Source organism: Kitasatospora sp. NPDC093102 (assembly GCF_040683915.1).
In the GTDB taxonomy this organism is placed as follows: Bacteria; Actinomycetota; Actinomycetes; order Streptomycetales; family Streptomycetaceae; genus Kitasatospora.
This window is the reverse complement of record NZ_JBFBFA010000002.1, coordinates 203,260-229,674: the sequence shown is the minus strand read 5'-3', so window position 1 is coordinate 229,674 and position 26,415 is coordinate 203,260. Positions and strand designations below refer to the sequence as shown.

At 72.4% G+C, this 26,415-nt stretch carries 25 protein-coding genes; 12 read left to right on the top strand and 13 right to left on the bottom strand.

Features of this window, described 5'->3' with window-relative positions:
• Nucleotides 1-16 precede the first annotated feature (16 nt).
• Both AB0O11_RS04410 and glnA read right to left on the bottom strand, forming a co-directional pair.
• Nucleotides 17-1,144 carry a hypothetical protein gene (locus tag AB0O11_RS04410; RefSeq protein WP_363381587.1) on the bottom strand — a complete coding sequence of 376 codons (1,128 nt, stop codon included), beginning with the start codon at nucleotides 1,142-1,144 and terminating at the stop codon, nucleotides 17-19.
• Nucleotides 1,145-1,297: 153 nt separating this feature from the next.
• Nucleotides 1,298-2,659, bottom strand: coding sequence for a type I glutamate--ammonia ligase (gene glnA, locus AB0O11_RS04405; protein WP_224280893.1), 1,362 nt, complete (start codon nucleotides 2,657-2,659; stop codon nucleotides 1,298-1,300).
• A 175-nt stretch (nucleotides 2,660-2,834) separates the two neighbouring features.
• Between glnA and AB0O11_RS04400 the strand changes: the two genes are divergently transcribed.
• Nucleotides 2,835-4,616 (top strand): NAD+ synthase, encoded by a 1,782-nt coding sequence (locus tag AB0O11_RS04400; RefSeq protein ID WP_363381584.1) that lies wholly within the window; start codon nucleotides 2,835-2,837, stop codon nucleotides 4,614-4,616.
• 10 nt (nucleotides 4,617-4,626) lie between these two features.
• Here the strand turns inward: AB0O11_RS04400 and AB0O11_RS04395 are convergent, their stop codons facing one another.
• From AB0O11_RS04395 to AB0O11_RS04385, 3 genes are all read right to left on the bottom strand, one after another.
• A complete protein-coding gene (locus AB0O11_RS04395) occupies nucleotides 4,627-5,688 on the bottom strand; it encodes an endonuclease/exonuclease/phosphatase family protein (protein WP_363381582.1) in 1,062 nt (353 codons plus the stop codon).
• Nucleotides 5,689-5,834: 146 nt separating this feature from the next.
• Nucleotides 5,835-6,464, bottom strand: a complete 630-nt coding sequence (locus AB0O11_RS04390; RefSeq protein ID WP_363381580.1) for a TetR/AcrR family transcriptional regulator — start codon at nucleotides 6,462-6,464, stop codon at nucleotides 5,835-5,837.
• A 164-nt stretch (nucleotides 6,465-6,628) separates the two neighbouring features.
• Nucleotides 6,629-8,236 (bottom strand): MFS transporter, encoded by a 1,608-nt coding sequence (locus AB0O11_RS04385; RefSeq protein ID WP_363381578.1) that lies wholly within the window; start codon nucleotides 8,234-8,236, stop codon nucleotides 6,629-6,631.
• A 301-nt stretch (nucleotides 8,237-8,537) separates the two neighbouring features.
• On the opposite strand from AB0O11_RS04385, the gene panB reads away from it, so the two are divergent.
• From panB to AB0O11_RS04370, 3 genes are all read left to right on the top strand, one after another.
• Nucleotides 8,538-9,407: a 3-methyl-2-oxobutanoate hydroxymethyltransferase gene (gene panB / locus AB0O11_RS04380; RefSeq protein ID WP_363381576.1), complete on the top strand. Its 870-nt coding sequence runs from the start codon at nucleotides 8,538-8,540 to the stop codon at nucleotides 9,405-9,407.
• 146 nt (nucleotides 9,408-9,553) lie between these two features.
• Nucleotides 9,554-10,576: an ATP-binding cassette domain-containing protein gene (locus AB0O11_RS04375; protein WP_363381575.1), complete on the top strand. Its 1,023-nt coding sequence runs from the start codon at nucleotides 9,554-9,556 to the stop codon at nucleotides 10,574-10,576.
• Nucleotides 10,573-11,406 carry an ABC transporter permease gene (locus tag AB0O11_RS04370; protein WP_363381573.1) on the top strand — a complete coding sequence of 278 codons (834 nt, stop codon included), beginning with the start codon at nucleotides 10,573-10,575 and terminating at the stop codon, nucleotides 11,404-11,406. The genes AB0O11_RS04375 and AB0O11_RS04370 overlap by 4 nt, the downstream gene beginning before the upstream one ends.
• Before the next feature lie 144 nt (nucleotides 11,407-11,550).
• On the opposite strand, the gene AB0O11_RS04365 is transcribed toward AB0O11_RS04370, so the two are convergent.
• Nucleotides 11,551-14,928 (bottom strand): BTAD domain-containing putative transcriptional regulator, encoded by a 3,378-nt coding sequence (locus tag AB0O11_RS04365; RefSeq protein ID WP_363381572.1) that lies wholly within the window; start codon nucleotides 14,926-14,928, stop codon nucleotides 11,551-11,553.
• Between the two features lie 197 nt (nucleotides 14,929-15,125).
• Between AB0O11_RS04365 and AB0O11_RS04360 the strand changes: the two genes are divergently transcribed.
• The gene (locus tag AB0O11_RS04360; RefSeq protein ID WP_363381570.1) at nucleotides 15,126-15,941 is read left to right on the top strand and encodes a site-2 protease family protein; all 816 of its coding nucleotides are present in this window, start codon (nucleotides 15,126-15,128) and stop codon (nucleotides 15,939-15,941) included.
• A 14-nt stretch (nucleotides 15,942-15,955) separates the two neighbouring features.
• On the opposite strand, the gene AB0O11_RS04355 is transcribed toward AB0O11_RS04360, so the two are convergent.
• A complete protein-coding gene (locus AB0O11_RS04355; RefSeq protein WP_363381569.1) occupies nucleotides 15,956-16,147 on the bottom strand; it encodes a hypothetical protein in 192 nt (63 codons plus the stop codon).
• 112 nt (nucleotides 16,148-16,259) lie between these two features.
• A complete protein-coding gene (gene npdG / locus AB0O11_RS04350; RefSeq protein ID WP_363381567.1) occupies nucleotides 16,260-16,952 on the bottom strand; it encodes an NADPH-dependent F420 reductase in 693 nt (230 codons plus the stop codon).
• Nucleotides 16,953-16,999: 47 nt separating this feature from the next.
• On the opposite strand from npdG, the gene AB0O11_RS04345 reads away from it, so the two are divergent.
• Both AB0O11_RS04345 and AB0O11_RS04340 read left to right on the top strand, forming a co-directional pair.
• A complete protein-coding gene (locus AB0O11_RS04345; protein WP_363381566.1) occupies nucleotides 17,000-17,713 on the top strand; it encodes a hypothetical protein in 714 nt (237 codons plus the stop codon).
• 93 nt (nucleotides 17,714-17,806) lie between these two features.
• Nucleotides 17,807-19,144: an MFS transporter gene (locus AB0O11_RS04340; protein ID WP_363381564.1), complete on the top strand. Its 1,338-nt coding sequence runs from the start codon at nucleotides 17,807-17,809 to the stop codon at nucleotides 19,142-19,144.
• 52 nt (nucleotides 19,145-19,196) lie between these two features.
• On the opposite strand, the gene AB0O11_RS04335 is transcribed toward AB0O11_RS04340, so the two are convergent.
• Complete coding sequence (locus AB0O11_RS04335) at nucleotides 19,197-19,430, bottom strand: hypothetical protein (RefSeq protein ID WP_363381563.1); 234 nt, start codon at nucleotides 19,428-19,430, stop codon at nucleotides 19,197-19,199.
• A gap of 104 nt (nucleotides 19,431-19,534) precedes the next feature.
• Here AB0O11_RS04335 and map point away from each other — a divergent pair, with 104 nt between their 5' ends.
• Entirely contained in the window at nucleotides 19,535-20,380 is an 846-nt protein-coding gene (gene map, locus AB0O11_RS04330) for a type I methionyl aminopeptidase (RefSeq protein ID WP_363381562.1), read from the top strand.
• A gap of 29 nt (nucleotides 20,381-20,409) precedes the next feature.
• Here map and AB0O11_RS04325 read toward each other — a convergent pair whose 3' ends face one another.
• Nucleotides 20,410-21,105 (bottom strand): bifunctional DNA primase/polymerase, encoded by a 696-nt coding sequence (locus AB0O11_RS04325; protein WP_363381561.1) that lies wholly within the window; start codon nucleotides 21,103-21,105, stop codon nucleotides 20,410-20,412.
• Nucleotides 21,106-21,606: 501 nt separating this feature from the next.
• Here AB0O11_RS04325 and AB0O11_RS04320 point away from each other — a divergent pair.
• Together AB0O11_RS04320 and AB0O11_RS04315 are read left to right on the top strand one after the other, a co-directional pair.
• The gene (locus tag AB0O11_RS04320; protein WP_363381560.1) at nucleotides 21,607-21,837 is read left to right on the top strand and encodes a hypothetical protein; all 231 of its coding nucleotides are present in this window, start codon (nucleotides 21,607-21,609) and stop codon (nucleotides 21,835-21,837) included.
• Between the two features lie 51 nt (nucleotides 21,838-21,888).
• Nucleotides 21,889-22,086, top strand: a complete 198-nt coding sequence (locus AB0O11_RS04315; RefSeq protein ID WP_363381558.1) for a hypothetical protein — start codon at nucleotides 21,889-21,891, stop codon at nucleotides 22,084-22,086.
• 84 nt (nucleotides 22,087-22,170) lie between these two features.
• Here the strand turns inward: AB0O11_RS04315 and AB0O11_RS04310 are convergent, their stop codons facing one another.
• Nucleotides 22,171-22,767, bottom strand: coding sequence for a PadR family transcriptional regulator (locus tag AB0O11_RS04310; protein WP_363382007.1), 597 nt, complete (start codon nucleotides 22,765-22,767; stop codon nucleotides 22,171-22,173).
• A gap of 243 nt (nucleotides 22,768-23,010) precedes the next feature.
• Here AB0O11_RS04310 and AB0O11_RS04305 point away from each other — a divergent pair, with 243 nt between their 5' ends.
• Together AB0O11_RS04305 and AB0O11_RS04300 are read left to right on the top strand one after the other, a co-directional pair.
• Nucleotides 23,011-23,409 carry an ACT domain-containing protein gene (locus AB0O11_RS04305; protein ID WP_363381557.1) on the top strand — a complete coding sequence of 133 codons (399 nt, stop codon included), beginning with the start codon at nucleotides 23,011-23,013 and terminating at the stop codon, nucleotides 23,407-23,409.
• Between the two features lie 140 nt (nucleotides 23,410-23,549).
• A complete protein-coding gene (locus AB0O11_RS04300) occupies nucleotides 23,550-23,807 on the top strand; it encodes a Prokaryotic metallothionein (protein WP_359896907.1) in 258 nt (85 codons plus the stop codon).
• Between the two features lie 304 nt (nucleotides 23,808-24,111).
• On the opposite strand, the gene AB0O11_RS04295 is transcribed toward AB0O11_RS04300, so the two are convergent.
• Nucleotides 24,112-24,957: a GNAT family N-acetyltransferase gene (locus tag AB0O11_RS04295; protein ID WP_363381556.1), complete on the bottom strand. Its 846-nt coding sequence runs from the start codon at nucleotides 24,955-24,957 to the stop codon at nucleotides 24,112-24,114.
• 96 nt (nucleotides 24,958-25,053) lie between these two features.
• Nucleotides 25,054-26,373, bottom strand: a complete 1,320-nt coding sequence (locus AB0O11_RS04290) for a radical SAM protein (protein ID WP_363381554.1) — start codon at nucleotides 26,371-26,373, stop codon at nucleotides 25,054-25,056.
• Nucleotides 26,374-26,415 lie beyond the last annotated feature (42 nt).

Here is a 26,415-nt window from a genome sequence, read left to right as displayed (position 1 = left end):
TTCGGGCCGGGCCCGGTCATGCGGAGCGTCGGCTGACCCGCATGGCCACAGCGCCCGCCGCGAGGAACGCCGCCGAGAAACCGAGCAGCGCCGGAGACGCCCCGCTCCCCGTCTCGGCCAGCTCCCCGTAGTGGTGGCCCTTGTGCTCCTCGTGGCCGCCCTGGTGAGCCTTGTGCTCCTCGTGGCCACCCTGGTGGTGGCCCTTGTGCTCCTCGTGGTGGCCCTTGTGCTCCTCGTGGTGGCCCTTGTGCTCCTCGTGGTGGCCCTTGTGCTCCTCGTGGCCCTGGTGGACCGGCTTGTGCGGCGCCTGCTCCTCCACGCTGAACTTGACCTTGTTCACGGCCGTGTTCTGCGCCGAGTTGTTCGCGCTGTTGTCGAGGTCGTTGTGGACGGTGTTCTGCATGAGGACCGTCACGTTGACCTGCTGGTCCTGGCTTTGCTGGCCGTTCTGAGCCTGGTCCTGGCTCTGGGCCTGGGCCTGGTCCTGGGCCTGCTCCTGGGCCTGGTTCTCGGGCTTGTGCTCGGGCTTGTGCTCAGGCTTGTGCTCGGGCTTGTGCTCGGGCTTGTGCTCGGGCTTGTTCGACTGGTCGCCGTGGCCCTCGTGACCCTCGTGGTCACAGGGGCATTCGGGGGCGTGGTGGTCCTTGTGGTCCTTGTGGTCCTTGTGGCAGTGCTTGCCGGTGCGGGAGGACAGTTCGTCCAGTCCGCCCAGCTTGTCGAGGAACCCGAGCGTCGACGGCCGGGCCGCGGGCCGACCGCGCTCGGAGTCGTCCACGCCCGGCTGACCCGCTTCGGCCTGGTCGGTTCCTTCCTCGGCCGGCTGAGCCGCCGCGCCTGGCTCGGCGGCGACGGCCGCCTCGGTGCCGGCGCCCGCCTCGGCGGGGTCGTCCGCCCGGTGGGGCTGACGGGCCGCCAGCTTGGGCGGGATGGCGTCACGATTGCCGAAGGTCCAGGCATGGGTGGCGTTGCCGGCGCCCTCCGCGGCACGGAGGAGCCCGTCGACCCAGCCGCCCTGGGCGTGCGCCGATTCGGCGGCTGCGTGGTGGTCGGGGGAGGGCGAGGCGTAGGCCGCGGAGCCGGCACCCCACACTAGGGCGGCCGAGGTCAGTCCGGACAAGGCCAGGATGGTGATTCGAGTACGCATGACACTCCAGAATGATCCGCAAAACGGATCTTCTGAATACGCCTCTTCGTCACCCCGCCACGGCTCGCACCGCTGCAGAGTAACCGCATTGGCCCAACGGATTAACGTGCGTGGGGTACACCGCCGGCACGGCCTACGCCAGCTGACAGGCCGTCAGAGAACCTGGAGGTTCTTCCGTAGCTCGAACGGCGTCACCTCGGAGCGGTACTCCTCCCACTCCTGGCGCTTGTTGCGCAGGAAGAAGTCGAAGACGTGTTCGCCGAGGGTCTCGGCGACGAGTTCGCTGCGCTGCATCAGGTCGATGGCCTCGCCGAGGTTCTGCGGCATCGGCTGGATGCCGAGGGCCCGGCGCTCGGAGTCGGACAGCGCCCACACGTCGTCGTCGGCGCCGGGCGGGAGCTCGTAGCCCTCCTCGATGCCCTTCAGGCCGGCCGCGAGGGTGACGGCGTAGGCGAGGTACGGGTTGCAGCCGGTGTCCAGGGAGCGGACCTCGATCCGGGTGGAGCCCTGCTTGCCCGGCTTGTACATCGGCACCCGGATCAGCGCCGAGCGGTTGTTGTGGCCCCAGCAGATGTAGGACGGCGCCTCGCCGCCGGCCCCGGCGGTGCGCTGGGAGCCGCCCCAGATCCGCTTGTAGGAGTTCACCCACTGGTTGGTGACTGCGGCGGTCTCGGCGGCGTGCTTCAGCAGGCCGGCGATGAAGGACCGGCCGACCTTGGACAGCTGGTACTCGGCGCCGGACTCGTGGAAGGCGTTGCGGTCGCCCTCGAACAGCGAGACGTGGGTGTGCATGCCGCTGCCGGGGTGCTCGGAGAACGGCTTGGGCATGAAGCTCGCGTGCACGCCCTGCTCCAGCGCGACCTCCTTCATGACCAGCCGGAAGGTCATGATGTTGTCGGCGGTGGACAGCGCGTCGGCGTAGCGCAGGTCGATCTCCTGCTGACCGGGGGCGCCCTCGTGGTGCGAGAACTCGACCGAGATGCCCATCGACTCCAGCATGGTGATCGCCTGGCGGCGGAAGTCGTGGCCCACCCCGCGTGGGGTGTGGTCGAAGTAGCCGGACTGGTCGGCGGGGATGGGCGGGGTGCCGTCGCCGGGGAGGTTCTTCAGCAGGAAGAACTCGATCTCCGGGTGGGTGTAGAAGGTGAAGCCCTGCTCGGAGGCCTTCTCCAGGGTGCGCTTGAGCACGAACCGCGGGTCGGCGTAGGAGGGCGAGCCGTCCGGCATCAGGATGTCGCAGAACATCCGGGCGGTGCCCGGGGTCTCCGAGCGCCAGGGCAGGATCTGGAAGGTGGTCGGGTCCGGCTTGGCGATCATGTCGGACTCGTACACCCGGGCGAAGCCCTCGATCGCCGAGCCGTCGAAGCCGATGCCCTCCTCGAAGGCCTGCTCCAGCTCGGCCGGTGCCACCGCGACCGACTTCAGGAACCCGAGCACGTCGGTGAACCACAGCCGGACGAACCGGATGTCACGCTCTTCGAGCGTCCGAAGCACGAACTGCTGCTGCTTGCCCATGGGGACAGTCTCACCTCTGCTCTTTACGCTCGTGTTACGCCCCGGAGTCCCCGGAAGGACCTCGTGGAGCGGATGCCCCCATCATGGCCGATCCGCACCGTGCGCCGCAGTGCCGACCCCCGCCGTCGGGCCCCGCCCAGGACATTGCGTCAGTTAGACGATTAGACTCGGGGGCATGCCCACTCTCCGTCTCGCCCTGAGCCAGATCGACCCCTGGGTCGGTGACCTCGCCCGCAACAGCGATGAGGTGGTGCGCTGGACCAGGCAGGCCGTGGAGGCCGGCGCACAGCTGGTGGCCTTCCCCGAGATGGCCCTCACCGGGTACCCGGTGGAGGACCTCGCCCTGCGCCGCTCCTTCGTCGAGGGCTCCCGCGGCGCGCTGGTCGAGCTGGCCGGCCGGCTGGCGGCGGACGGGCTGGGCGAGGTCCCGGTGGTGGTCGGCTACCTCGGGCGCTCCGAGCACGCCTCGCCACGTTTCAACCGCCCGGCCGGGTCCCCGCAGAACTGCGCCGCGGTGCTGCACCGGGGCGAGGTGGTGACCCGCTTCGCCAAGCACCACCTGCCCAACTACGGCGTGTTCGACGAGTTCCGCTGGTTCGTCCCGGGCGACCAGCTGCCGGTGCTGCGGGTGCACGGGGTGGACGTCGCGCTGGCCATCTGCGAGGACATCTGGCAGGACGGCGGCCGGGTCACCGCCGCCCGCGAGATCGGCGCCGGGCTGCTGCTGGTGGTCAACGGCTCCCCGTACGAGCGGAACAAGGACGACCAGCGGCTGGAGCTGGTGCGGCGCCGGGCGGCCGAGGCGGGCTGCACCCTGGCGTACGTCAACATGGTCGGCGGCCAGGACGAGCTGGTCTTCGACGGCGACTCGATCGTGGTCGGCGCGGACGGCGAGGTCCTGGCCCGCTCCCCGCAGTTCGAGGAGCACCTGCTGGTGCTGGACCTGGACCTGCCGGCCGCCGGCCGCGACCACACCGACGGCCTGCTGCTGAGCGACGGGCTGCACCTGGTCCGCACCGAGCTGGACGGCGAGCCGCAGGCCGCGCCCGCCATGGGGATCCCCCCGGGCGAAGGCCGGGGGAGGCTCACCGCCGAGGTGGCGCCGCGGATCTCGGACGAGGCCGAGATCTGGGCCGCGCTGGTCTCCGGCACCCGGGCGTACGTGACCAAGAACGGCTTCGAGTCGGTGCTGATCGGCCTCTCCGGCGGCATCGACTCGGCGCTGGTGGCCGCGATCGCGGTGGACGCGGTCGGCGCGGAGAACGTGCACTGCGTCTCGATGCCCAGCCGCTACTCCTCCCGGCACTCCCGGGACGACGCGGCCGAGCTGGCCCGCCGCACCGGGCTGCACTTCCGGACCGTCTCCATCGCCCCGATGTTCGACGCCTACCTGGGGGCCACCGAGCTGACCGGCCTCGCCGAGGAGAACCTCCAGTCCCGGCTGCGCGGCACCCTGCTGATGGCGATCTCCAACCAGGAGGGGCACATCGTGCTCGCGCCCGGCAACAAGAGCGAGCTGGCGGTCGGCTACTCGACCCTGTACGGCGACTCGGTCGGCGCCTACGGGCCCATCAAAGACGTCTACAAGTCGCTGGTCTTCCGGCTGGCCCGCTGGCGCAACGAGGAGGCCGAGCGGCGCGGCGAGGTGCCGCCGATCCCGGAGCACACCATCACCAAGCCGCCGTCCGCCGAGCTGCGGCCGGACCAGGTGGACACCGACTCGCTGCCCGACTACGACCTGCTGGACAGCGTGCTGGCCCGCTACATCGAGGACGACGAGGGCCGGGACGCGATCGTGGCGGCCGGTTTCGACCCGGCCGTGGTGGACCGGGTGGTACGGCTGGTCGACACCGCCGAGTACAAGCGGCGCCAGTACCCGCCGGGCCCGAAGATCTCGGTCAAGAACTTCGGCCGGGACCGCCGTCTGCCGATCACCAACCGCTGGCGGCGCGGCTGAGGCGCACGGCCTAGCGGACCGGCTGGTACCGGTAGGTGGCGGCCACCGGAAGGTGGTCGCTGCCGTCCCGCGGCAGGGTGCGGGAGTCCAGCGGGTCCAGCCCGCCCTTGCTCATGATCTGGTCGATCCGGGCCATCGGGAAGGCGGCCGGCCAGCTGAAGCCGAAGCCGTCACCGGCGGCGCCCTGGGCCGAGCGCATCTGCGAGGTGACCGGCGCGAGGCTGCGGTCGTTCATGGTGCCGTTGAGGTCGCCGAGCAGCAGGACCTTCTTCAGCGGCTCGGCCTGGATCGCGTCACCCAGCGCCTGCGCGCTGACGTCCCGCTGGTTGACGGTGAAGCCGCCCTCGGCCTTCAGCCGCACCGAGGGCAGGTGCGCCACGTACACCGCGAGCGGGCCCTGCGGGGTGCCGACCTGGGCGCGGAAGGCCCTGGTCCAGCCCATCCTCAGGTCCACCGGGGAGACGTCACTGATCGGGTACTTCGACCAGAGTCCGACGGTGCCCTGCACCTCGTGGTACGGGTAGGCGCCGGCCAGCCCGGTCTCGTACGAGCGCAGCGACTTGCCGGCCAGCTCCTGCAGGGCGACGATCTGGGCGCCGGAGTCCACCAGGGTGCGGATGGTGCCGGGCACGTCGGTGTTGGCGGCGGCGACGTTGTGGCTGACCACCGTCCAGTCGCCCGGGCCGCCCCGCTTGTCGCTCAGCAGGCCGCCGAACAGGTTGACCCAGAGCACGACGGGCAGCAGCAGGGCGAGCAGCGCGGTGGCGGAGCGGCGCAGCAGCGCGGGCACCAGCAGCACCGGGACGGCCAGGCCCAGCCAGGGCAGGAAGGTCTCCAGCAGGCTGCCGAGGTTGCCGACCTGGTTGGGCACCTCGGCGTGGAAGGCGAACAGCACGGCCGTGAGCACGGCCAGCGCGGCGATCACCAGGCCGCGCCGCCAGGTGCTGCTGCCGCGGGCGTCCCGGCCCCAGTGGCGCAGGCCGAGGAAGCCGACGCGACGCGACGCGGGGGCCGGATCGTCGGCGCCGCTCCCGGGGGCCACGATCCGCTCGGTCCTGTCCGCCTGCGCCATCAAGTGGCTCCCGTCGCTCGTGCCGCCGCCGGTCCGGTGCCGGTTCGACCGGATACCCGGCTCAGCCTATGCCGGGACAGACGTCGGTCCCCCGGAGCGGGTTCCGGCGTGGCCCGGTTTGGTGAGCGAGGCCACGTTCGGCCGGATCAGCGGGGCGCGAGGCCTTCGAGCATGGAGTCGACCAGCTTGCGGGCCAGGTCCGGGTCCTCCAGGTCGGAGTCGTCCCACAGGATGCTGCGGTAGAGGATCGGCCCCATCAGCAGGTCGTTGAGCAGGTCCAGGTCGAGGTCGTCGCGGATCACGCCCTCGGCGACGGCCTGGCGGATCAGACCGATCCCGACCGCCCGGCGCGGCTTGATCACCCGCTCCCGGTAGGCGGTGTACAGCTCGGGCAGGGTCTGCATCTGGCCCATGGCGGCCTTGAGCACCCAGCGGGTGCGCTTGGCCAGGCCGCGCCGGCGGACGTGGTCCACCAGGGCGATCAGGTCGGCCCGGGCGCCGGCGCCGGTGGGCTCCGGCAGTGGCTCCTCCAGCCGGCTGACCACGTCGACCAGCAGGGCCTCCTTGTTGGGCCAGCGCCGGTAGATGGTGGCCTTGCCGACGCCGGCGGCGGTGGCGATGCCCTCGATGGTGAGCTCGGACAGCGCGGTGCCGCCGGCCATCAGGTCCTCGACGGCCGTGAAGATGGCCTGCTCGGCGGCCTCACTGCGGGGCCGGCCACGGCGTACCTCCGCGCAGTGCTGCCCGGTGCCGGCGGTCGGCGTGTCCGTCTTCATCCCCGCTGTCTCTCCCTCGCTGTCCCCGGTCGCGCAGGCGCCGTGGCGTGTCCCTCGATGGGTCCGCGGCAGGGGGCCTGCCCTGGACGCGGGGCCCTGCCACCCGGGGCGCACCCGGGCGACAGGGCCATTGTCACTCAGCCGCGGTGCGGCCCGGCCACGGATCAGGCGTCCGCGGCCGCCGCCTCCCGCTCCTGACCGCGCTGCTCGGGGACCTGGCCGCCCGGACCCGCGGGGGCGGCCGAGCGGCGCGGCAGCAGGAACCAGGCGACCGCGGCGCCGATCACCGAGACGCCCACCGAGAGCGAGGCCACCACGTGCATGGCGTGGATGAAGGAGTCCTTCGCGGGGGTGATGAGCGCCTGGCCGCCGGGGAGGCGGTCGGCGATGGCCAGGGTGGCCTCCAGCGACTCGCCGGCCTTGTCGCGCAGCCCCTCGGGCAGGTGGGTCAGGGTGTCGGCCATCCCGTCGCGGTAGGTGGTGGAGAGCACCGCGCCGAGCACGGCGACCCCGAGCGAGCCGCCGACCTGGCGGAAGGTGTTGTTGACGGCCGAGCCGGCGCCGGCCTTCTCCCGGGGCAGCGAGGCCATGATCGCGACGGTGACCGGCGGCATGACGTGCGCCATGCCGGCGCCCATCACCAGGCCGAGCACGATCAGCACCCAGATCGGGCTGGTGGCGGTCAGCACGGCGTAGCCGACGAAGCCGAGCGCGACCAGCAGCATGCCGCCGGCGGCGGTGGCGGCGACGCCCAGCCGGTCGACCACCAGCCGGGCCCGCGGGGCGAACAGCAGCTGGGCCGCGGCCATCGGCAGCATCAGCATGCCGGCCTGGAGGGCGCTGTAGCCGCGCACGCTCTGGATGTAGAAGACGCCGAAGAAGGAGACGCCCATCAGCGCGAAGAAGATCACGCCGACGACCACCACGGAGGCGCTGAACACCTTGTCGCGGAACCAGGTGACGTCCAGCGCGGGGAACGGCGTGCGGCGCTCGAACCAGACGAAGGCGGCCAGCGCGACCACGCCGACCAGGGTCGGCGCCCAGGCCTCGGCCACGGTGAAGTCGGCCAGCTCGCCGCCCTTGATGATGCCGTAGATCAGCGCGACCAGCCCGACGATCGACAGCAGCACGCCGACCGGGTCCATCCGGCCCGGGTTGGGGTCCTTGGACTCGGGGACCAGGATCACCATCGCGATCACCGCGACGACCACGATCGGGACGTTGACCAGGAAGACCGAGCCCCACCAGAAGTGCTCGATCAGCAGGCCGCCGGTGATCGGGCCGATGGCGATGGCCAGGCCGACGGCGCCGGCCCAGATCCCGATCGCCTTGGGCTGTTCGGAGCGCTCGAAGACGTTCATGATGATCGCCAGCGTGGCGGGCATCGCGAGCGCGCCGCCGACGCCCATCAGGGCGCGGTAGCCGATGAGTTCACCGGGCGAGGCGGCCAGCGCGGACAGCAGCGAGGCGATGCCGAAGACCGCCATGCCGGCCAGCAGCGCGCGCTTGCGGCCGAACCGGTCGCCGAGCAGGCCGGAGGTGAACAGCAGCCCGGCGAAGACCAGGGTGTAGGAGTTGATCGACCATTCCAGGTCGCTCTGGGTGGCCCCGAGGCCGACCGGCGCGGGGGTCGCGATGGTCTTCATCGCGACGTTGAGGATCGAGTTGTCGAGCACGACGACGAGCAGGGCGAGCAGCAGGGTGCCGAGGATCGCCCAGCGCCGTCGGTGGATGGCTTCCGGCACGCGAGGTGGCGCGGCTGCGGTGGTCATTGGTCTTCCCGTCCGTGTTGGCGTTGCACTGGCGGGCATTCCGAGCCGCATACGTCTCGTAACCCCCCGCACCAGAGTAGCGGCCCATACGATACGAGACGAATCCGTTTCGTAAAGAGAAGGCAAATTCGGAGGCCTCCCGCGCACCCCGGCGCGGGCGGGCCGCCCGCGCCGGGGTGTCGTGGATCCCACCGGGACGCACGCACCCCTCTTTGCGCGCGCGCCGGGGCGTGCAAGCATGGAGGGAATCCGGGGACGCCGTACGGCGCCACGAGACGACAACCCTTCAGGAGTCCGTTCGATGAACGCTTCTACGCCTTCGCCTGCCCAGAACCAGGCGTCGACCACCACCCTCTACGGCGGGGTCACCAACCGCCGGGTCACCGTCCGCGACCTCGCCGCCGCCAAGCAGCGCGGCGAGAAGTGGTCGATGCTCACCGCCTACGACGCCCTCACCGCGGGTGTGTTCGACGAGGCCGGCATCCCGGTGCTGCTGGTCGGCGACTCGGCGGGCAACTGCCACCTCGGCTACGAGACCACCGTCCCGGTGACCATGGATCAGATGGTGATGCTCTCCGCCGCCGTCGTCCGCGGCACCAAGCGGGCCATGATCGTCGCCGACCTGCCGTTCGGCTCGTACCAGGAGTCCCCCGCCCAGGCCATGCACAACGCGGCCCGGCTGATGAAGGAGGCCGGGGTCGGCGCGGTCAAGCTGGAGGGCGGGGAGCGCAGCGCCCGCTCGATCGAGCTGCTGGTCGAGGCCGGCGTCCCGGTGATGGCCCACATCGGCCTCACCCCGCAGTCCGTGCACGCCCTCGGCGGCTACCCGGTCCAGGGCCGCGGCGACGAGGCGGCGCACCAGCTGCTGCGCGACGCCAAGGCCGTCCAGCAGTCGGGGGCCTTCGCGGTGGTGCTGGAGGCCGTCCCGGCCGAGCTGGCCGCCCAGGTCACCGAGCAGCTGGCGATCCCGACCGTCGGCATCGGCGGCGGGCCGGACACCGACGCCCAGGTGCTGGTCTGGACCGACATGGCCGGCATGACGGCCGGCCGGGTGCCGAAGTTCGTCAAGCAGTACGCCGACCTGCGGACCGTCCTCGGCGACGCCGCCCGGGCGTACGCGGAGGACGTGCGCACCGGCGCCTTCCCGGCGGCGGAGCACAGCTTCCGCTGACGCTCCCCCTCGCGGCCCCGCTCCCCCACCGGGAGCGGGGCCGCTGCCGTTCCCGGCGCGACCGATGACAGCGGCGTGACAGCGGGCCGACAGCGCACCGCCCGGGCCGACAGGGAGCTGGCAGCCGGGGCGGACAGCCTGGAGGCATGACACGAATCGCGACGGCCCCGAACGACCGGGGAACCACCTCCGGGAACGCCGTGGAGGTGCACGGCATCGTCAAGCACTACGGCACCACCAAGGCCCTCGACGGGGTCGACCTCACCGTCGAGGAAGGCACCGTCCTCGCCCTGCTCGGCCCCAACGGCGCGGGCAAGACCACCCTGGTGCGCGTCCTGTCCACCCTGATCAAGCCGGACGCCGGCACCGCGCTCGTCGGCGGCTACGACGTGCTGCGCCAGCCCAAGCAACTGCGCCGCACGATCGGCCTCACCGGCCAGTACGCCTCCGTGGACGAGCTGCTCTCCGGGTACGAGAACCTCTACCTCATCGGCCGGCTGCTCGACCTCCCCCGCCGGGAGGCCAAGGCCCGGGCCGCCGAGCTGCTGGAGCGCTTCTCCCTCACCGAAGCCGCCAAGCGGCCCGCCAAGACCTACTCCGGCGGCATGCGCCGTCGCCTCGACCTGGCCGCCAGCATGATCGGCCGCCCCCGGGTCCTCTACCTGGACGAGCCCACCACCGGCCTGGACCCGCGCACCCGCAACGAGGTCTGGGACGAGGTGCAGCGGATGGTCGCCGAGGGCAGCACCGTGCTGCTGACCACCCAGTACATGGAGGAGGCGGAGCAGCTCGCGAACGAGGTGACCGTCATCGACCGCGGCCGGGTGATCGCCAACGGCGCCGTCTCCGAACTCAAGGCCAAGGTCGGCGGCCAGACCCTCCAGGTCCGCCCGGCCCACCCGGCCGAGCTGCCCGAGATGGCCCGCTGCCTGCACGAGAGCGGCATCCTCAACGCCACCGTCTCCACCGACACCGGGCTCCTCGCGGTGCCGATCACCGGCGAGGAGCAGCTGACCACGGTGATCGGCGTGCTCGGCACCCGCGGCTTCGCCGTCGCCGGCATCGACACCAAGGTGCCCAGTCTGGACGAGGTCTTCCTCGCCATCACCGGCAAGCCCGCGTCCGCCGCGGAGCCCGCCCCCAGCCTCGCCAAGGAGCCCGTCGCATGACCACCGCCACGCTCACCCCCTCCGGGGCCCGGGACACCCGGCCACCGGCGGAGGACTCCCGGATCGGCCTGGCCGGCACCCTGCGCCACGTCGGCGCGCTGACCCGGCGCAACCTGATGCGGATCAAGGCCGACCCGGAGTCGATGTTCGACGCCGTGCTGATGCCGATCGTCTTCACCGTGCTGTTCGTCTACGTCTTCGGCGGCGCGATGGCCGGCGACCAGGACACCTACAAGCAGTACCTGGTCCCCGGCCTGCTCGGGCAGACCGGCCTCACCCTCGCGATGGCCGTCGGTACCGGCCTCAACAGCGATTTCCAGACCGGCGTGATGGACCGCTTCCGCACCCTGCCGATCGGCCGGGCCTCGGTGCTGCTCTCCAAGATCGTCGCCGAGACCCTCCGCGGCCTGCTCTCCTTCGCGATCCTGATCGGCTTCGCGATGTGCATCGGCTTCGAGGTGAAGACCGGACCGCTGGAGGTGCTGGCCACGATCGGCCTGGGCCTGGTGTTCGGCATGTCGATCGTCTGGATCTCGATGCTGCTGGGCATGGCCCTGCGCAGCGCCCAGGCCGTCCAGGGCGCTGCCATGCTGGTCCTGATGCCGATGCAGTTCGGCAGCTCGATCTTCGCCCGGACCGACACCATGCCGGGCTGGCTGCAGTCCTTCACCAAGGTCAACCCGCTCTCGGCGCTGGCCGACGCCTCCCGTGCCCTGCTCAACGGCGAGGGCCCGGTGGCCCACCCGGTGATGATCGTGCTGATCTGGTCGGCCGCCGTCACCGCGGTCTTCGCCCCGCTGGCGGTCGCCCGGTTCCGCAAGCGGACCTGACCCCCCGCGACCACCGCCGGCCCCGTCGGGGGAAGGGCCGGCGGACGGGACGGCCGGCCGCCCGGGACAGGCGCCGGCCGCAGTACGGGCCCGTGCGGCCGGTGACCAGGGGACGGGCACCGGCCGCACGGGCCCACGCGCGGGCTAGCCGATCAGCCCGTCCAGCAGTTCGAAGGCCTGCTCCTGGGTCATCCCGACCCCGTCGGCCCGGACCTCCTCGTACCCGGCATCCCCCATCAGCTCCCGCAGGACGGCCTCCGAACGCGCGCGCTCGACCCGGTCCAGGTAGCCGCCCTTGGGGCCGTTCAGCCCACCGTGCGCGCCGGTCAGCACGGCCGCCGCCCGGGCCCGTTCCAGGTCGCCGTCGCGCTGGGCGAAGGCGCACAGCACCGCCGTCACCGCCGGCACCACCAGGACCGTCATGTGTTCGAAGAAGCCGCTCGCGGCCGTCACCGCCCGCAGCTGCCGCCAGCCGTCGCGCAGCAGCTCGAACCCCGCCTCCGGGTCCCCGGCCCAGGCGGTGATCCAGCCGCGGGAACTCAGCAGCATCCCGGTCACCAGGCTCGGCGCGAAGCCACCGACCCGGACCGTGTCCAGCTCGTCCAGCTCGGCCAGCGCCCGCTCGAACTCGCCGCGCTGGGCGTGGATGGCGCAGAGCGTCAGGTGGCCGAACATCAGTGCCCCGGTGGTGGACTGGTTGAGCCCCGGGGTGTCGATCGAGGCCAGCGCCTCGCGGATGACCCGCTCGCCGCCGTCCATGTCGTGCTCCAGCAGGGCGCTGCCCAGGTTCACCCGCAGGATCGGCACCTCCTGCGGTGCCCCCAGCTCCTCGACCAGCTCGATCGCCCGCGCGTACGCCTCGGCGGCGGCCACGGACTCGCCCCGGTTGGCCAGCGACTCGCCGTGCGCGGACAGTGCCTGGGAGATCCCCCAGAGGTCGCCCGACTGCTCGTACAGCTCCAGCGAGCGCTCGCCGTCCTCGATGCTCTGCTCCGCGCCACTCGGCCAGTCGTTCATCATCCTGGCCCGCACCTGGAGGATGAACGCCAGGTCGCTCACCCCGCCGTACTGCTCGCAGCCGCGCACGGCGTCGTCGATCAGGTCCTTCATCACCTCCAGGTGGCCGGCCAGGAAGGCCCCGAACACCCGCATCAGCCCCGGGAAGCGGTAGGCCTGCGGCAGCTCCGGGGTGTAGGCGTCCATCAGCCGCTGGGCGACCTCGATCGCCTCCGGGTCGCCGAGGACGTCCAGGTTGCCCTCGAACAGCCCGATCAGCCGGTACATCGCAAGCAGCCGGCGGGCCTCCTCGACCACCCCGGCGGACAGCGGCAGCTCGTACGCGAACACGCTGTACTCCAGCGGCACCGGCCGCGGGGCGTCCGGGCCGAACGGGTCCGGGCCGAGCGCGGCGACCGCGTTGTACCAGGTGCGCGCCTCCAGGCTGTAGCCGCGCAGCGACCAGTACCAGCTCATGCCGACGGCGATGAGCAGCGCCTGCTCCTCGTCCCGCAGGTCGATCGCCCGGCGCAGCGCCGTCCGGATGTTGTCCTGCTCCCGCTCCAGCACGGCCAGCCAGTGCAGCTGCCGGGGGCCGTGGATCTGCCCGTCCGAGACGGAGACCATGGTGCGGAAGTGCACGAGGTGACGGGCCTCGGTGGCGGTGCGCTCGGCGGCGGACCCGGCGAGGCGCTCGGTCGCGTACTCGTGGATGGTCTCCAGCATCCGGTAGCGCGGCAGGCTGGCCCCGTCCAGATCCGCCACCAGCAGGGACTTGTCGACCAGGGACAGCAGCAGGTCGGCGACCTCGCCGGGGGCCACCTCGACGCCGTCGGCGCAGACCGCCTCGGCGTCCTCCAGCTGCCAGCCGCCCGCGAACACCGAGAGCCGGCGCAGCACCGCCCGCTCCTGCTCGCCCAGCAGGTCCCAGCTCCAGTCGACCACCGCGCGCAGGGTCTGCTGGCGCGGCAACAGGGTGCGGCTGCCCGCGGTGAGCAGCGAGAACCGGCCGTCCAGCCGGTCGGCTATCTGGCGTGCCGTCATCACCCGCAGCCGGGCGGCGGCCAGCTCGATGGCCAGCGGCAGCCCGTCCAGCCGGCGGCAGATCTCGGCGCAGGCCTCCGGATCGCTCTGCGGGTCGAAGCCGGGACGGGCGGCGGCGGCGCGCTCGGCGAACAGCCGCAGCGCCACCGGGTCGGGCAGCGGCTCGACCGGCAGCACCGTCTCCCCGGGCACGCCGAGCGGCTCGCGGCTGGTGGCGAGCACGGTCAGCCCGGGGCACTCGGCGAGCAGGACGTCGGCCAGGTCGGCGGCGGCCTGGATCAGGTGCTCGCAGTTGTCCAGGACGAGCAGCATCCGGCGGTGGCGGCAGTGCTCGACCAGCCGGCGCACCGGGTCCTCGGCCCGCTTGTCGATCACCTCGGCGACCATGCTGGTGCCGTGCAGCACGATCTCGCGCAGGCCGAGCGCCGAGACCACGGCGGCGGGCACCGCGTCCGGGCTCTCCAGCGGGGCGAGTTCGGCCACCCAGACGCCGTCCGGCCAGCCTCCGGCGGACTGCTCGGCGCGGCCGGCCTCCGTCGAGAGGCTGGTCTTGCCGGAGCCGCCGGGGCCGGTCAGGGTGACCAGGCGGCGGTCCGTCAGCATGCCGCGCAGCCCGGCGAGATCCTCCTCGCGGCCGACGAAGCTGGTCAGCCGGCCGCGCAGATTGCCGCCGGAGCGCGGGAGTTGGGGCGCGGCAGCGGGCGCGGGCGCGGGCACCGGCACCGGCACCGGGGCGCGGACGGGCTCCGGCTTCGGCGCCTCGTGAGCGTCCGGCGCGAGCAACTCGGCGTACAGGGACCGGAGTCCGCGGCCCGGGTCGACGCCGAGCTCCTCGGCCAGCGCGCGCCTGGTCCGTTCGTAGTGGCGCAGCGCCTCGGCCGTCCGCCCGCTCTCGTGCAGCGCCCGGATCATCAGCAGCTGCAACGGCTCGTCCAGCGGCTGCCGGCCGCACAGCTCGGCCAGCTCGGCGACCAGCTCGGCGGCCCGGCCGAGGCCGAGGTCGGCGGTGATCCGGTGGCGGCGGGCCTCCTCGCGCTGGGCCTCCAGCCGGGCGGCCGGGCCGGTGCGGTCCGGCAGGTCGGCCAGCGCGGGGCCGCGCCACAGCGCCAGGGCGGCGCCCAGCTTCCCGGCGGCGAGCGCGTGGTCCCCGGCGTCGAGGGCGCGGCGGCCCTCGCCGGTCAGCCGCTGGAAGTCGGCGAGGTCGGTGGCCGGGCCGGTCAGCCAGTACCCGGCCGGGCCGGAGCCGACCTCGTCCCGGCCGATGGTGCGGCGCAGCCGGCCGACCAGGGTCTGGAGCGCGGCGGAGGAGTCCTGCGGCGGCTCGGCCTCCCACACCTCGTCCACCAGCACGTCGGCCGGCACCGGCCGGCCCTGCCGCAGGGCCAGGGCGGCGAGCAGGGCCCGCAGCCGGGCGCCGCCGATCGGTACCGGGGTGCCGTCGTCGTGGTGGGCCGTCGTCGTCCCGAGGATGCCGTAGTGCACCGGGCCATTCTGGTCGATCGGCGGGGCAAGGGCCGCACAATTGTGCTGGCCCGTCCCGGCCCCGGCGCGTGGGGCGGAACGCCACCGCGCGCCCGGACGTTCACCCGGAGCGGCTTGTCCGGTCACCGCCCCGCCCGGCATGATCGACCCCGGCCCACGCCCGCCCCTCTTCCCCCTGCCCACGGAGCACCCACACCATGACCTTCGCCGCCACGCCGCGCTCCCGCAGCGAGGACCGCCGGATCAGCCCGGTGTTCTGGGTGCTCCTCGCCGTCCTCGGCACCTCCGGCTGGGGGGTGTACCAGGGCTACGGCAACGCCTCCTTCGGGGTGTTCCTGTTCGTGGTCGCGGGCTGGATGGTCTCGCTCTGCCTGCACGAGTACGCCCACGCGCGCACCGCGCTGCACGGCGGCGACATCACCGTCGGCGCCAAGGGCTACCTCACGCTCAACCCGCTGAAGTACGCCAACGTGCTGCTCAGCTTCGTGCTGCCGATCGTCTTCGTGATCCTCGGCAACATCGGCCTGCCCGGCGGCTCGGTCTGGATCGAGCGGAACCGGATCCAGGGCCGGCTGAAGCACAGCCTGATCTCGGCGGCCGGTCCGCTGGTGAACCTGGTGATCGGCGCGGCGCTGCTGATCCCGATCGGCGCGGGCTGGCTGGACGACCCGACCGTGCACACCTTCTGGAACGGCTACGAGCTGCCGTACTCGCCGCTCTCCGGGGCGCTGGGATTCCTCGGCTCCCTCCAGCTGAGCGCGGCGGTGCTGAACCTGCTGCCGGTGCCCGGCCTGGACGGCTACGGGATCGTCGAGCCGTGGCTGTCCTACAAGACCCGGCGTGCGGTCGAGCCGTTCGCGCCGTACGGGATGCTCGCCGTGTTCGCGCTGCTGTGGCAGCCCCAGGTGAACCAGTTCTTCTTCGGCATCGTCCACGGCCTGATGAACCTGTTCGGCGCGGACCAGAACTACGCAGCGCTCGGCCGGTACCTGTTCGCCTTCTGGAAGAACTAGCCCTTCCGGAAGCCTCAGCCCTGCTCGGCCGCGGCGGCGGCCTGCGTCAGCTTCTCCCGGCGGCGGTTCATCCACAGCACGTTGCTCGCCACACCGGCCAGCGGGAGCCAGATCAGGCCCAGCCAGAGGCCCTGGGTCAGCGAGAAGACGGCGGCGACCAGCGCGAGGACGACGACGATCAGGGCGAGCAGGGACGTGCGGGGCATGGCGGCGGACTCCTAGGACCGGGTGCGGGCGGCCGGGGTGCGGCCGGAACCCATTGTCGCCGACCTCACCTCCGGAGCAGGTCCGGGGTGAGGTCGACACGGCATCCGATGGTCAGACGTCGGTGATCCGCAGGCCCGCGTGGGCCTTGTAGCGGCGGTTGACCGAGATCAGGTTGGCGACCAGCGCCTCCACCTGGTGAGCGTTGCGCAGCCGGCCCGCGAAGATGCCGCGCATCCCGGGGATGCGGGCGGCCAGGCCCCGGACGACGTCGGTGGCGTCCCGGTCGTCGCCGAGCACCATGACGTCGGTGTCGATGGTCTCCACCGACTCGTCCTGGAGCAGGACCGCCGAGAGGTGGTGGAACGCAGCGGTGACCCGGGAGTCCGGCAGCAGTGCGGCGGCCTGCTCGGCGGCGCTGCCCTCCTCCGGCTTCAGCGCGTACGCGCCCTGCTTGTCGAAGCCCAGCGGGTTGACGCAGTCGACGACGATCTTGCCCGCGAGCTCCTCGCGCAGCGCGGTCAGGGTGGCGGCGTGGCCGTCCCAGGGCACCGCGATGATCACCACGTCACTCTCCCGGGCGACGGTGGCGTTGTCGGCGCCGCGCACGCCGAGGCCCAGCCCGGCCGCCGAGGCCTCGGCCCGGGCGGCGTCGCGGGAGCCGATGATCACCTGCTGACCGGCCTTGGCCAGCCGCAGGGCCAGGCCCCGCCCCTGGTCGCCGGTGCCGCCGAGGACACCGACCACCAGCTGCGAGACGTCCGGCACCTCGTGGGCCGGGTTTGTCGCTGAATCGAGGGAAGTCATGGGCCGATCCTGCCAAATCCCCGGCCCGGCGGGACATTCTGGCCCGCATGGACGCGGTGAGAGTTTCGGCACTCCGGGAACGGCTGACGGGAACGGGCTGGCTGGAGGCGATCGGCGGCTTCGCCGGGTCGCTGCGCCGCTCGGTGGAACGGCGCGGGGCGAGCGGGCTGCTGCTGGTCGGCACCGAGGGGTACGAGCCCTGGCACCTGGCCGCCCACCTGGACGACGAGGCCGCCTGGTCGGACGTTCCACGGCTGGCGCCCACCCTGGTGCGGCACCGCCCGCCGGCCGACGCCCCCGCCCACCTGACGCACGACCTGCGGCGGCTCACCGAGGCCGGGCGCGGCGCCACCGTGCTGGTGGTGGCCCCGGAGGCGGTCGGCGCCCCGCTGCTGGAGCGGGTGCACGACGCCCGGCGGCACGGCGCGACCGTGCTCGCACTGGACGGGGGCGCCCCGGCCGTGGCCGGTGGGCCGGGTGATCCCGGCGGCCCCGGCGATCCCGGCCGCCTCGGTGGCTCCGGCAACCTCGGCGGCTCCGGCGACCTCGGCGGCTCCGGCGACCTCGGCGACCTCGGCGACCTCCGTGAGCTCGCGCACGAGCGACTGGCCGTCGGCACCGCCGCCGGGGAACCCTTCGACCTCGCCCAGCACCTGGTCAGCGCCGCCGCCGGGCAGCGGGCCGGCCGCCGCTCCGTCCGGGACCGGCTCGCCGAACTCGCCGGGCGGCTCACCTCGCCGCCCGCGATCAGCCGCTGGTAGCCGGGGCCGGCCCCGGGCTCGCCGGACGGTCGGTTCGCCGGCGGTCGAAAACCCTTTGCGGGAACGGCGGCCGCCGTCCGAGGATGACGGTCCGTGGACGTCGACGAACCCCCGCATCCCCCCGTGCCCGGTCGCGCCCGGACGCTGCTGCGCTCGCTGACGCCCGACCTGTCCCCCTGGCGCGCCTCGCGCGACTTCCGCTACCTGTGGACCTCCGGCTGCGTCACCAGCTTCGGCGGCTTCCTGACCCTCGTCGCCGTGCCGATGCAGATCAAGGAGCTCACCGGGTCCTCCTTCGCGGTCGGCCTGATCGGCGCCGTCGAACTCGTGCCGCTGATCGTCTTCGGCCTGTGGGGCGGTGCCCTCGCCGACGCCCTGGACCGCCGGAAGCTGGTGCTGCGGGCGGAGGTCGCGCTCGGCCTGCTGGCCGGGCTGCTGCTGCTCAACGCCCTGCTGCCGAACCCGCTGCTCTGGCCGATCTACCTGGTCGCCGCGCTGGTCGCGGCCGCCGACGGCATCCAGCGCCCGGCGCTGGACTCGCTCCTCCCCCGGCTCGTCCCGCACCAGCACCTGACCGCCGCGTTCGCCCTCAAGTCGCTGTACCACAACGCCGCTTCGGTGGCCGGCCCGGCGCTGGCCGGGGTCGTGGTGGCCTTCGCCGGGGTGCAGACCGCGTACGCGCTGGACGTCCTCTCCTTCACCGTCTCGCTGCTGCTGCTCGTCCGGATCAAGGCCGTGCCGCCGCTCACCGGCGCCGAGCGGCCGTCCCTCCGGGCGGTGCTCACCGGCGTCCGCTACGCGTGGAGCCGCAAGGACCTGCTCGGCACCTACGCGATCGACCTCTGCGCCATGCTGTTCGCCTACCCGGTGGCCGTCTTCCCGTTCCTGGCCTCGGAGTTGGGGGCGGACTGGGCGCTCGGCCCGATGTACGCGGCCTCGGCCCTGGGCGCCCTGCTGGTCGGCGCGACCAGCGGCTGGACCTCCCGCGTCCACCGGCACGGGCGGCTGCTGGTGGTCGCCGCCGTCGGCTGGGGCGCGGCGATGGCGCTCGCCGGACTGACCGAGCACATCTGGCTGGTGCTGTTCGGCCTGGCGCTGGCCGGCGGCGCCGACGAGATCAGCGGGCTCGCCCGCTCGACCATGTGGAACCAGTCCATCCCGGACGAGGTGCGCGGCCGGATGGCCGGCGTCGAACTGCTCAGCTACTCCGTGGGCCCGCAGCTCGGCCAGGTCCGGGCCGGCACCATGGCCGGACTGGTCGGCGTGCGGGCCGCCGTCTGGGCCGGCGGCGCCGCCTGCGTCGTCGCCGTGCTCGCGGTCGCCGCCGCCCTGCCGAAGCTGCTCGCCTACGACGACCGCACCGACCCGCACGCCGCCGCCGTCCGCGCCGAGCACGAACGCGCCGAACGGGAAGCCGCCCCGGCGGCGTGACCGGACCGGGCGGCTCCGGCGTTCCGATCGCGTCGGCCGCGCCGGCCGGGGGCTACTCGCCCTTCGGCTCGCCCGACGGCTCGTCCTTCCAGCGCGGGTCGTTCTGCCACTCCCGGTTGCGCTCGTCCGCGGTCTGCAGCGCGTGGGCGGCCTCCTCGGGGGTGGCGTACGGCCCGAGGCGGTCCTTGGCCGGGCACTCGGGGCCCTCCTCGACCTTGCCGTGCTTGATGCAGTAGAACCACTCGCCGGGCTGGCCGGTCGGCTTGCGGTGGAATCCCAGGGGCATGGCGCTCTCCTGTTCAGACGGATGGGTCGGTACCGATCATTCCCCGCCCCGGGCGGGACCGCACACCACCCGGGGCGGTGGGGGCCGACGACTAGACTCGCGGCATGGCTCTCGTACCCGGCATCCAGTCCCCCACCCGCAAGGTCCCGGCGCACATCGCGCGCCCCGAATACGTCGGCAAGCCCGCGCCGACGCCGTACACCGGGCCCGAGGTGCAGACCGCCGAGACGATCGAGAAGATGCGGATCGCGGGCGGGATCGCCGCCCGGGCGATGGAGGAGGCGGCCAGGCTGATCGCCCCCGGCGTCACCACCGACGCGCTGGACGCCGTCGCCCACGAGTACATGTGCGACCACGGCGCCTACCCGTCCGACCTCGGCTACCGGGGCTTCCCCAAGTCCGTCTGCACCTCGATCAACGAGGTGATCTGCCACGGCATCCCGGACTCGACCGTGCTCCAGGACGGCGACATCGTCAACATCGACGCCACCGCGTACATCCACGGGGTGCACGGCGACCTCAACGCCACCTACCTGGTCGGCGACGTGGACGAGGAGTCCCGGCTGCTGGTCGAGCGCACCCGGGAGTCCCTCAACCGGGCGATCAAGGCGGTCAAGCCGGGTCGTCAGATCAACGTCATCGGGCGGGTCATCGAGTCCTACGCCAAGCGCTTCGACTACGGCGTGGTGCGGGACTTCACCGGACACGGCATCAACACGTCGTTCCACTCCGGCCTGATCATCCCGCACTACGACAGCGAGCGGGCCACCGAGGTGATCAAGCCGGGCATGACCTTCACCATCGAGCCGATGCTGACCCTCGGCACGTACGACTACGAGATCTGGGCGGACGGCTGGACGGTCGTCACCAAGGACCGCAAGCGCACCGCCCAGTTCGAGCACACCCTCGTGGTCACGGCGGACGGCGCGGAGGTCCTCACCCTGCCGTAACGCCGCGACGCCGTGCCGCCCGGGCGTCGTCAGCCGATCAGCCACTGCTCCTCGGCGACGGCGCCCACCTCGGTGCAGGCGTCGGTGAGCACGTCCAGGACGCGCAGCGGGTCCGGCAGCGGCTGCTCGGGCCCGCGCAGCCACTGCACCCGGGAGCCGTCCGGCAGCGCCGCCGGCGGCAGCAGGGTGTACGAGCCGCGGCAGTGCCAGCGCAGCCCGGGGTGCTCGGACATGGTGTCCGGGGTGGAGTCGAGCGCGCTCGGCCACCACTCGTCCTCGTCCTGCGGGGTGCCGCGGGTGGCGGTGAAGAACAGGTAGCGGTCCTCGCCGACGGCGGCGACCGGTCCGTCGACGCCCAGCGCGGTCAGCCGCTCCAGCGCCAGCCGCCCGGCCTCCGCCGGGACGTCCAGCACGTCGTGCACCCGGCCGGTGGCGGTGACGAAGTTGGCCTGCGGGTCCCGGGCGAGCCAGCGGGAGAGCTGCTCGGGGTCGGTGGTGGCCTGGGTCTGCCAGGCGAAGGAGACCGGGTGCTGGGCGGGGGCCGGACAGGCCACCCGGTCACAGGAACACCGGTAGCCGGCCGGATGGGCGGCGGGCGCGAGCGGGAATCCGGCGCGCACCGCGCCGAGCAGCTGATCGAGTCCGGCGGCCGGGCCGTCCGCGCCCCCCGCCCGCTGACGATCACGCTTCTGCCACCAGGTCGTCCACCTGCTGCCGGCTTCCATCGGGCCCCTTCCGCGCAACTGCCGTGCCCGGTGCGACACAGCGTTCGACGTTCCACTCCGACGCAACGCACGGCGCCCCCGGCTGCTTCCCGGGGTGCTCGGCCCTGACGTCCGCGCCCCGCCGGCCGCGGCCCGGGGTCACCGGACGGCCGACGCCCGGGTCACGGTACGCAGTCACGGCAGCACGCTGTCCGCGCCAAATCGGCCGGAGGGCGCGCGAATTCGCGCCTCGCCCGGCCCGTACGGGCCCGCTGACCCGGGTGGACCCCGAGGGCGTAACAGGAAGGATAAGGGTGCGGAGAGCCTTCGGATGACCGGGGGCAGTGCCTCTCCGGTCACACTGGCGGTGACGCCCGCGGGCGCACCCCGGGCACACTCCCGGCACGCCGCCCTCACGCGGCCTCCCGCCCGCCCTCCCGCCCCGGAGCCCACGGTCGCCCCGGCTCCCCCTCCCGCATCGGGCCGGTCCCCGGTCACCCGCGGAGGTGAGACCCTGGAGGGATGAAGAGCGCGGACACCGAATTCGTCGGCGGCCCCCTGGACGGGAGGATCCTCCCCATCCCACTGGGGCCGATGCTCGGCGTGCCCAAGAAGTACAAGGTCCCGGTCCCCGCGCACGGCGAGGCCCCCGCGCGCACACTGGTGTACGTCCGGAGCAAGCAGGTTCGGGGCCTGAGCTGGTTCTGGCGCTACGAGTACGACGAGGCGGCCACCGTCCGCGCCTCCGGCTGACGGGCCGCGCGCTTCGTCGTCGCCCTTCGTCCGTCTCCCGGGGAGGTCGGCATGGCGAGGACGGCACGGCACCCGAGGAACCGCTCGCGGGCGGTCGGGCACCACAACCGGCAGGTCGCCGGTGTCACCGGGGTGCTGCTCCTGGTGGTGTGCCTCTACAGCGTGGTCATCGAGCCGAACGCCTGGCTCTGGTTCGGCTGGGCGGTGCTGCTGCTGGTGTGCGTGGCGCTGTTCGTGGTCCGGCCGTGAGGCCCTCCCCCGGGCCACCCGGGCAGCAGCACCGCCCGTCCCGCTCCCCCGCGGGCTCTCCCCTTGCCGCTCCCCCCGGGGCGGTCAGTCATCCTCGGCGAGGATGAGGTACAGCTTCTTCCGGGCCTCGACCAGCACCGACAGGCCCTTGGTGCGTTGCGCCTCGGTGCCGGTGGCCATGACCTGGCGGATCGCCTGGTCGACGGCGCCGAGTGCCTGGCCGACCTCCTGGACGGCCTCCCAGTCGACCTCCCGGCCGGCCTCCGCCCACGGCTCGGCCGGCCCGGCGTCGGCCTCGGCCCGGCCCGCCTCGGTGAGCGACACCAGCCGCTTGCCGCCGACCTCCTCCGCGGTGATCAGGCCCTCCTCCTCCAGCAGCTGGAGGTTGGGGTAGATCGACCCTGGGCTGGGCCGCCAGGCCCCGCCGGTCCGCTCGGTGATCTCGGCGATCATCTCGTAGCCGTGCATCGGCCGCTCCTTGAGCAGCGCCAGCAGCGAGGCCCGGACGTCGCCGCGCCGGGCCCGCCCGCCGCGCCGTGGGTGCGGGCCACCGCGCCGGCCACCGTGCCCGCCGAAGCCGTGGCCGTACGGGCCACCCATCGGCCGGCCGGGGCCGCCACCACCGAACGGCGGGCCGAAGCCGCCGAACGCCCCCCGGCCCTCGACGCCCTCGCCGGGCATCCCCCGGAACTCCGGGCCCGGGCCGCGGCGTCGACCGCCGCCGCGCGGACCCTCCCAACGGAAACTCATTCCCTGACGTTCTGAGCGCATTGCGCCCACCTCCTCGGATCTCCGAGTTGAACGAGTCAGTCGAGTCACTGTCTCGATATTTCGACGATATATCGGCGACTGTCGCTCGTCAACGGATTCCGACACGCCCGCGGAGCACGCCGCATCCCCCGTCCAGCCGCTACGGTGGCGGGCATGGCCGCAGAACGAGACCTTGCGACGCTGCTGCGCGGAATGAGCCCGCAGCTCAACCCGGGGCGGTACGTCTACTGCACGCTCCCCGCTCGGGTGCCCGCCGGCATGCGGCCGGTGGTGACCGTCGCCGAGCCCGAGGGGGTGACGATGGTGGTCGCCCAGGAGGAGGCGGACGCGCTCGGGCTGCGCTACGAGTACGTGGCGGCCTGGATCACCCTGCGGATCCACTCGGCGCTGGAGGCCGTCGGGCTGACCGCCGCCGTGTCCGGCCGGCTCGCCGAGGAGGGCATCAGCTGCAACGTGGTGGCCGGCTTCCACCACGACCACCTGTTCGTCGCCGCCGACGACGCCGACCGCGCCGTCCGCGCCCTGGAGGACCTCGCCGCCCGCTCCGTCTGAGCCCGCCCCCGCCCCTGCCGCGCTCCTCCGCGCTCCTCCGCCCGACAGTCCCTCCGGGTGGCCGTGACCGACCGGCCCTTCGACACTGGGAAACGAGCCACCCCGCCCCGGGGCGGCCCCACCGGAAGGAGACGGCCGCCATGGCCATCTGCGTCACCTGCGGCAACGACTACTGGCTGGCCTTCGAGATCAAGACGGTCACCGGCGACACCTACACCTTCGACAGCTTCGAGTGCGCGATGGAGAAGCTCGCCCCGCGCTGCGAGCAGTGCGACGTCCGCATCGTCGGCCACGGCGTCGAAGTGGCGGGCATGTTCTTCTGCTGCGCCAACTGCGCCCGCGTCAACGGCGGCCTCGGCGACCAGATCCGCGACGCCGTCGGCGCCCGCCCCGCCTGACGGGGCCCCACGCCGGACGGCAGGAAGGAAAGGGGGCGGAAGAGTCGGCCTGTACGCCGGGCATAGTCTCCTTAGGGGCACTGAGCTGGGCGAATGCCCCAGGGAGACTTCCGATCGCCACGCAATCGCCACACCCTCGGCGCCCCCACTCAGTTACCGAAGGGCAACCTGCGCCACATGACTCGCAGAGTGGAGGTCGTGGTCTTCGGTTCGTTGCAGTTCGACCGGCGCTTGTCAGGCCGCAATCGGCACTTCCCTGACAGTCGCGGTTCCGGTGGCGGCCGGATGCCTTGCGCGGTGTCGCTCAGACGGTGGCGGTACAGACGAATCCAAGGTCGGCCAGGCCCTCACTCTGGCACAGCCGGTCAGATGCGCCCCCGGCAGCTGTCTGCAGAAGCTGGTAGCCAGCGCCGTTCACCTTGCCCCAGTGCATCGCCGAGCGCCACAGGAGCCGCCCGAGGCCGAGGCCTCGGTATTCCGGCAGAACACCGAAGTACTGCGGGAGGAGTCGGCGCTTACCGACGGGGTCCGCCATGGTCTCCATGGGGCCGATTGCGCCTACTACGCGCTCGTCCTGGACAGCGACCAGCACGGGGCCGACGCTGTCGATCCGGGAATGCAGGAACACGAAGCCCTCACTGGCCAGCTTCTCGGCGAACTCGGGGAAAGTGGTCCGAATAGCTTCGGGCTGTTGGCTGAGTGCCTCGATTCCCTCGACGGCAGGTACTTCCTGGTCGAAGGTGCGGAGCTGTACGCGGGTAGAAGCGGCCACTGGGTCGGCGGCGTCCTGGAACCACACCACACGGGTTTTGGATACGTCGTGCTCGGCCGTGAGCTTGGCGGCCAGTTCCTCGGCCTCGCGGACGTGCTCGCGGGCGCCGTAAAGATGGGCACTCAGGACGCCTCGACCAGTGATGGTGGGGATCAGAGTTCGAGCCTGATCCTGGACGATGGCGTCCACCAGGACATGCTCATCCTTGTGGTTAGACCACCGGCGGTCCTTGTCGTGCGGCAGGAACTCTCCGGTGCCAGCGACGGCGAACACCTGGGCCAGAAGCGCAGCGGAGACAGCTTCGGGATGGAGCGGCCCCAGCGTCGGGAGATGGGGGACGCACATCACGGGGCGCAGCAAGTCCCAGCGCAGATCCATACCCGCACCCTACTCGCCCGCCCCGCACGGCTCAGGCCCCAACGCGGAGAACGCCGGGGCCTGAGCGTTACTGATCAGGTGCGATCAGCGGGTGGTTCAGTGGGGGTTGTCGTCGCCCGCGTTGCACGAGCACTTCACGCTGTCCATGACGTCGTCCAGGTCGGCGACGCCGACGATCTCGGTGATCGGCTCGGTGGGGGCCAGACCCCGCCTCGTGAGGTACGGCAGGCGCTGGGCCGGGCCGTCGTCCGGGAGCGGACGCCTCGGAGAGAGTTCGACAGCTACAGCGGTCATGTCACCCTGCTTTCTTGATCCCGTGCTGGCAGTAACTTGCGAGTGGTGCCTTCGCCTCCTGGTAGTGCTTGGCCAGCGGTCGGCAGACCGTGCACGAGTCTGAGAGCTGGCAGCCGGAGCAGCCACCGGTGCGAAGCATGAGGCGATCGGCGATGGCGCCGAGCCGGGCGAGGCCGTCGATCCCCTCGGTGGGAAGACTGATCTGGTCGTCACGGCCGATCTTGCAGATGGACACCAGCCCGTGTGGGTCGGCGTGGAAGAAAAGGTGTGTCCGGCGTTGCAGCCACCGAACGGCCTGCGCATCCGCAGGTGCTCCTTGGACTGCGCGGTCAGCGACTCCGCGCCGCCATAGATGGTCGGCGTCATGTTGGTGAAGACGTTGTACTCCAGGTCCCAGCCCTCGCACAGGCCGATCATCGCCTGTTCCTCGGTGGCGTTGTCCTCGGTGACGATGATGCTCATCCGCAGTGGGAGCCTGGCGCGGCGGGCGGCGTTCATGCCCTGGATGAACAGGTCCCAGGCGCCCTGCCGCTGGGTCAGCTCGTCGTAGCTGGCCTTGGTCGCCCCGTACATCGACACCGTGACCCGGTAGGGCGGGCACTCGCGGAACATCTCCAGCAGGTTCTCCCGCCACAGCAATGAGGCGTTGGTGGAGACGGTGATCATCATGCCCAGCTCGAACGCGCGACGATACGAGGGCATGAAGTCCCGGTCCACGGTGGGCTCGCCCCCAGTGATCTGGAGCCAGAGGACACCGGCCTCGGCCATGATGCCCACGCAAGTGAGCTTGTCCGCGAGCGGCATACCTGAGTTGACCTTGAGCCCGAGATAGCAGTGCTTGCACTTGTAGTTGCAGCCGAGGTTGATCTCCCAACTGGCCCGCGAATAACCCCAGGTGGAGGGCTGGCGGACCAGCAGGAAGTCACTCGCAGGACGGCCGGTCACGTCCAGGTCGGCCCACTGGGCGCGCACGGCATCCGCGAGCCACGAGGGGGCGGTCTCGGCGGTGCCCAGGGCGCGCAGATCCTCGTACTTGGCCCACGGGAGCCGGAGACCACCCCGGCCGCCGGGGCGCACCAACAGGTATCCGTCCAGGAACGGGCTGGCGATCAGGTCATGCACGTGTTTCCTCCTTCGCTGAGCGGTATTCGGTAGCTGTGATGC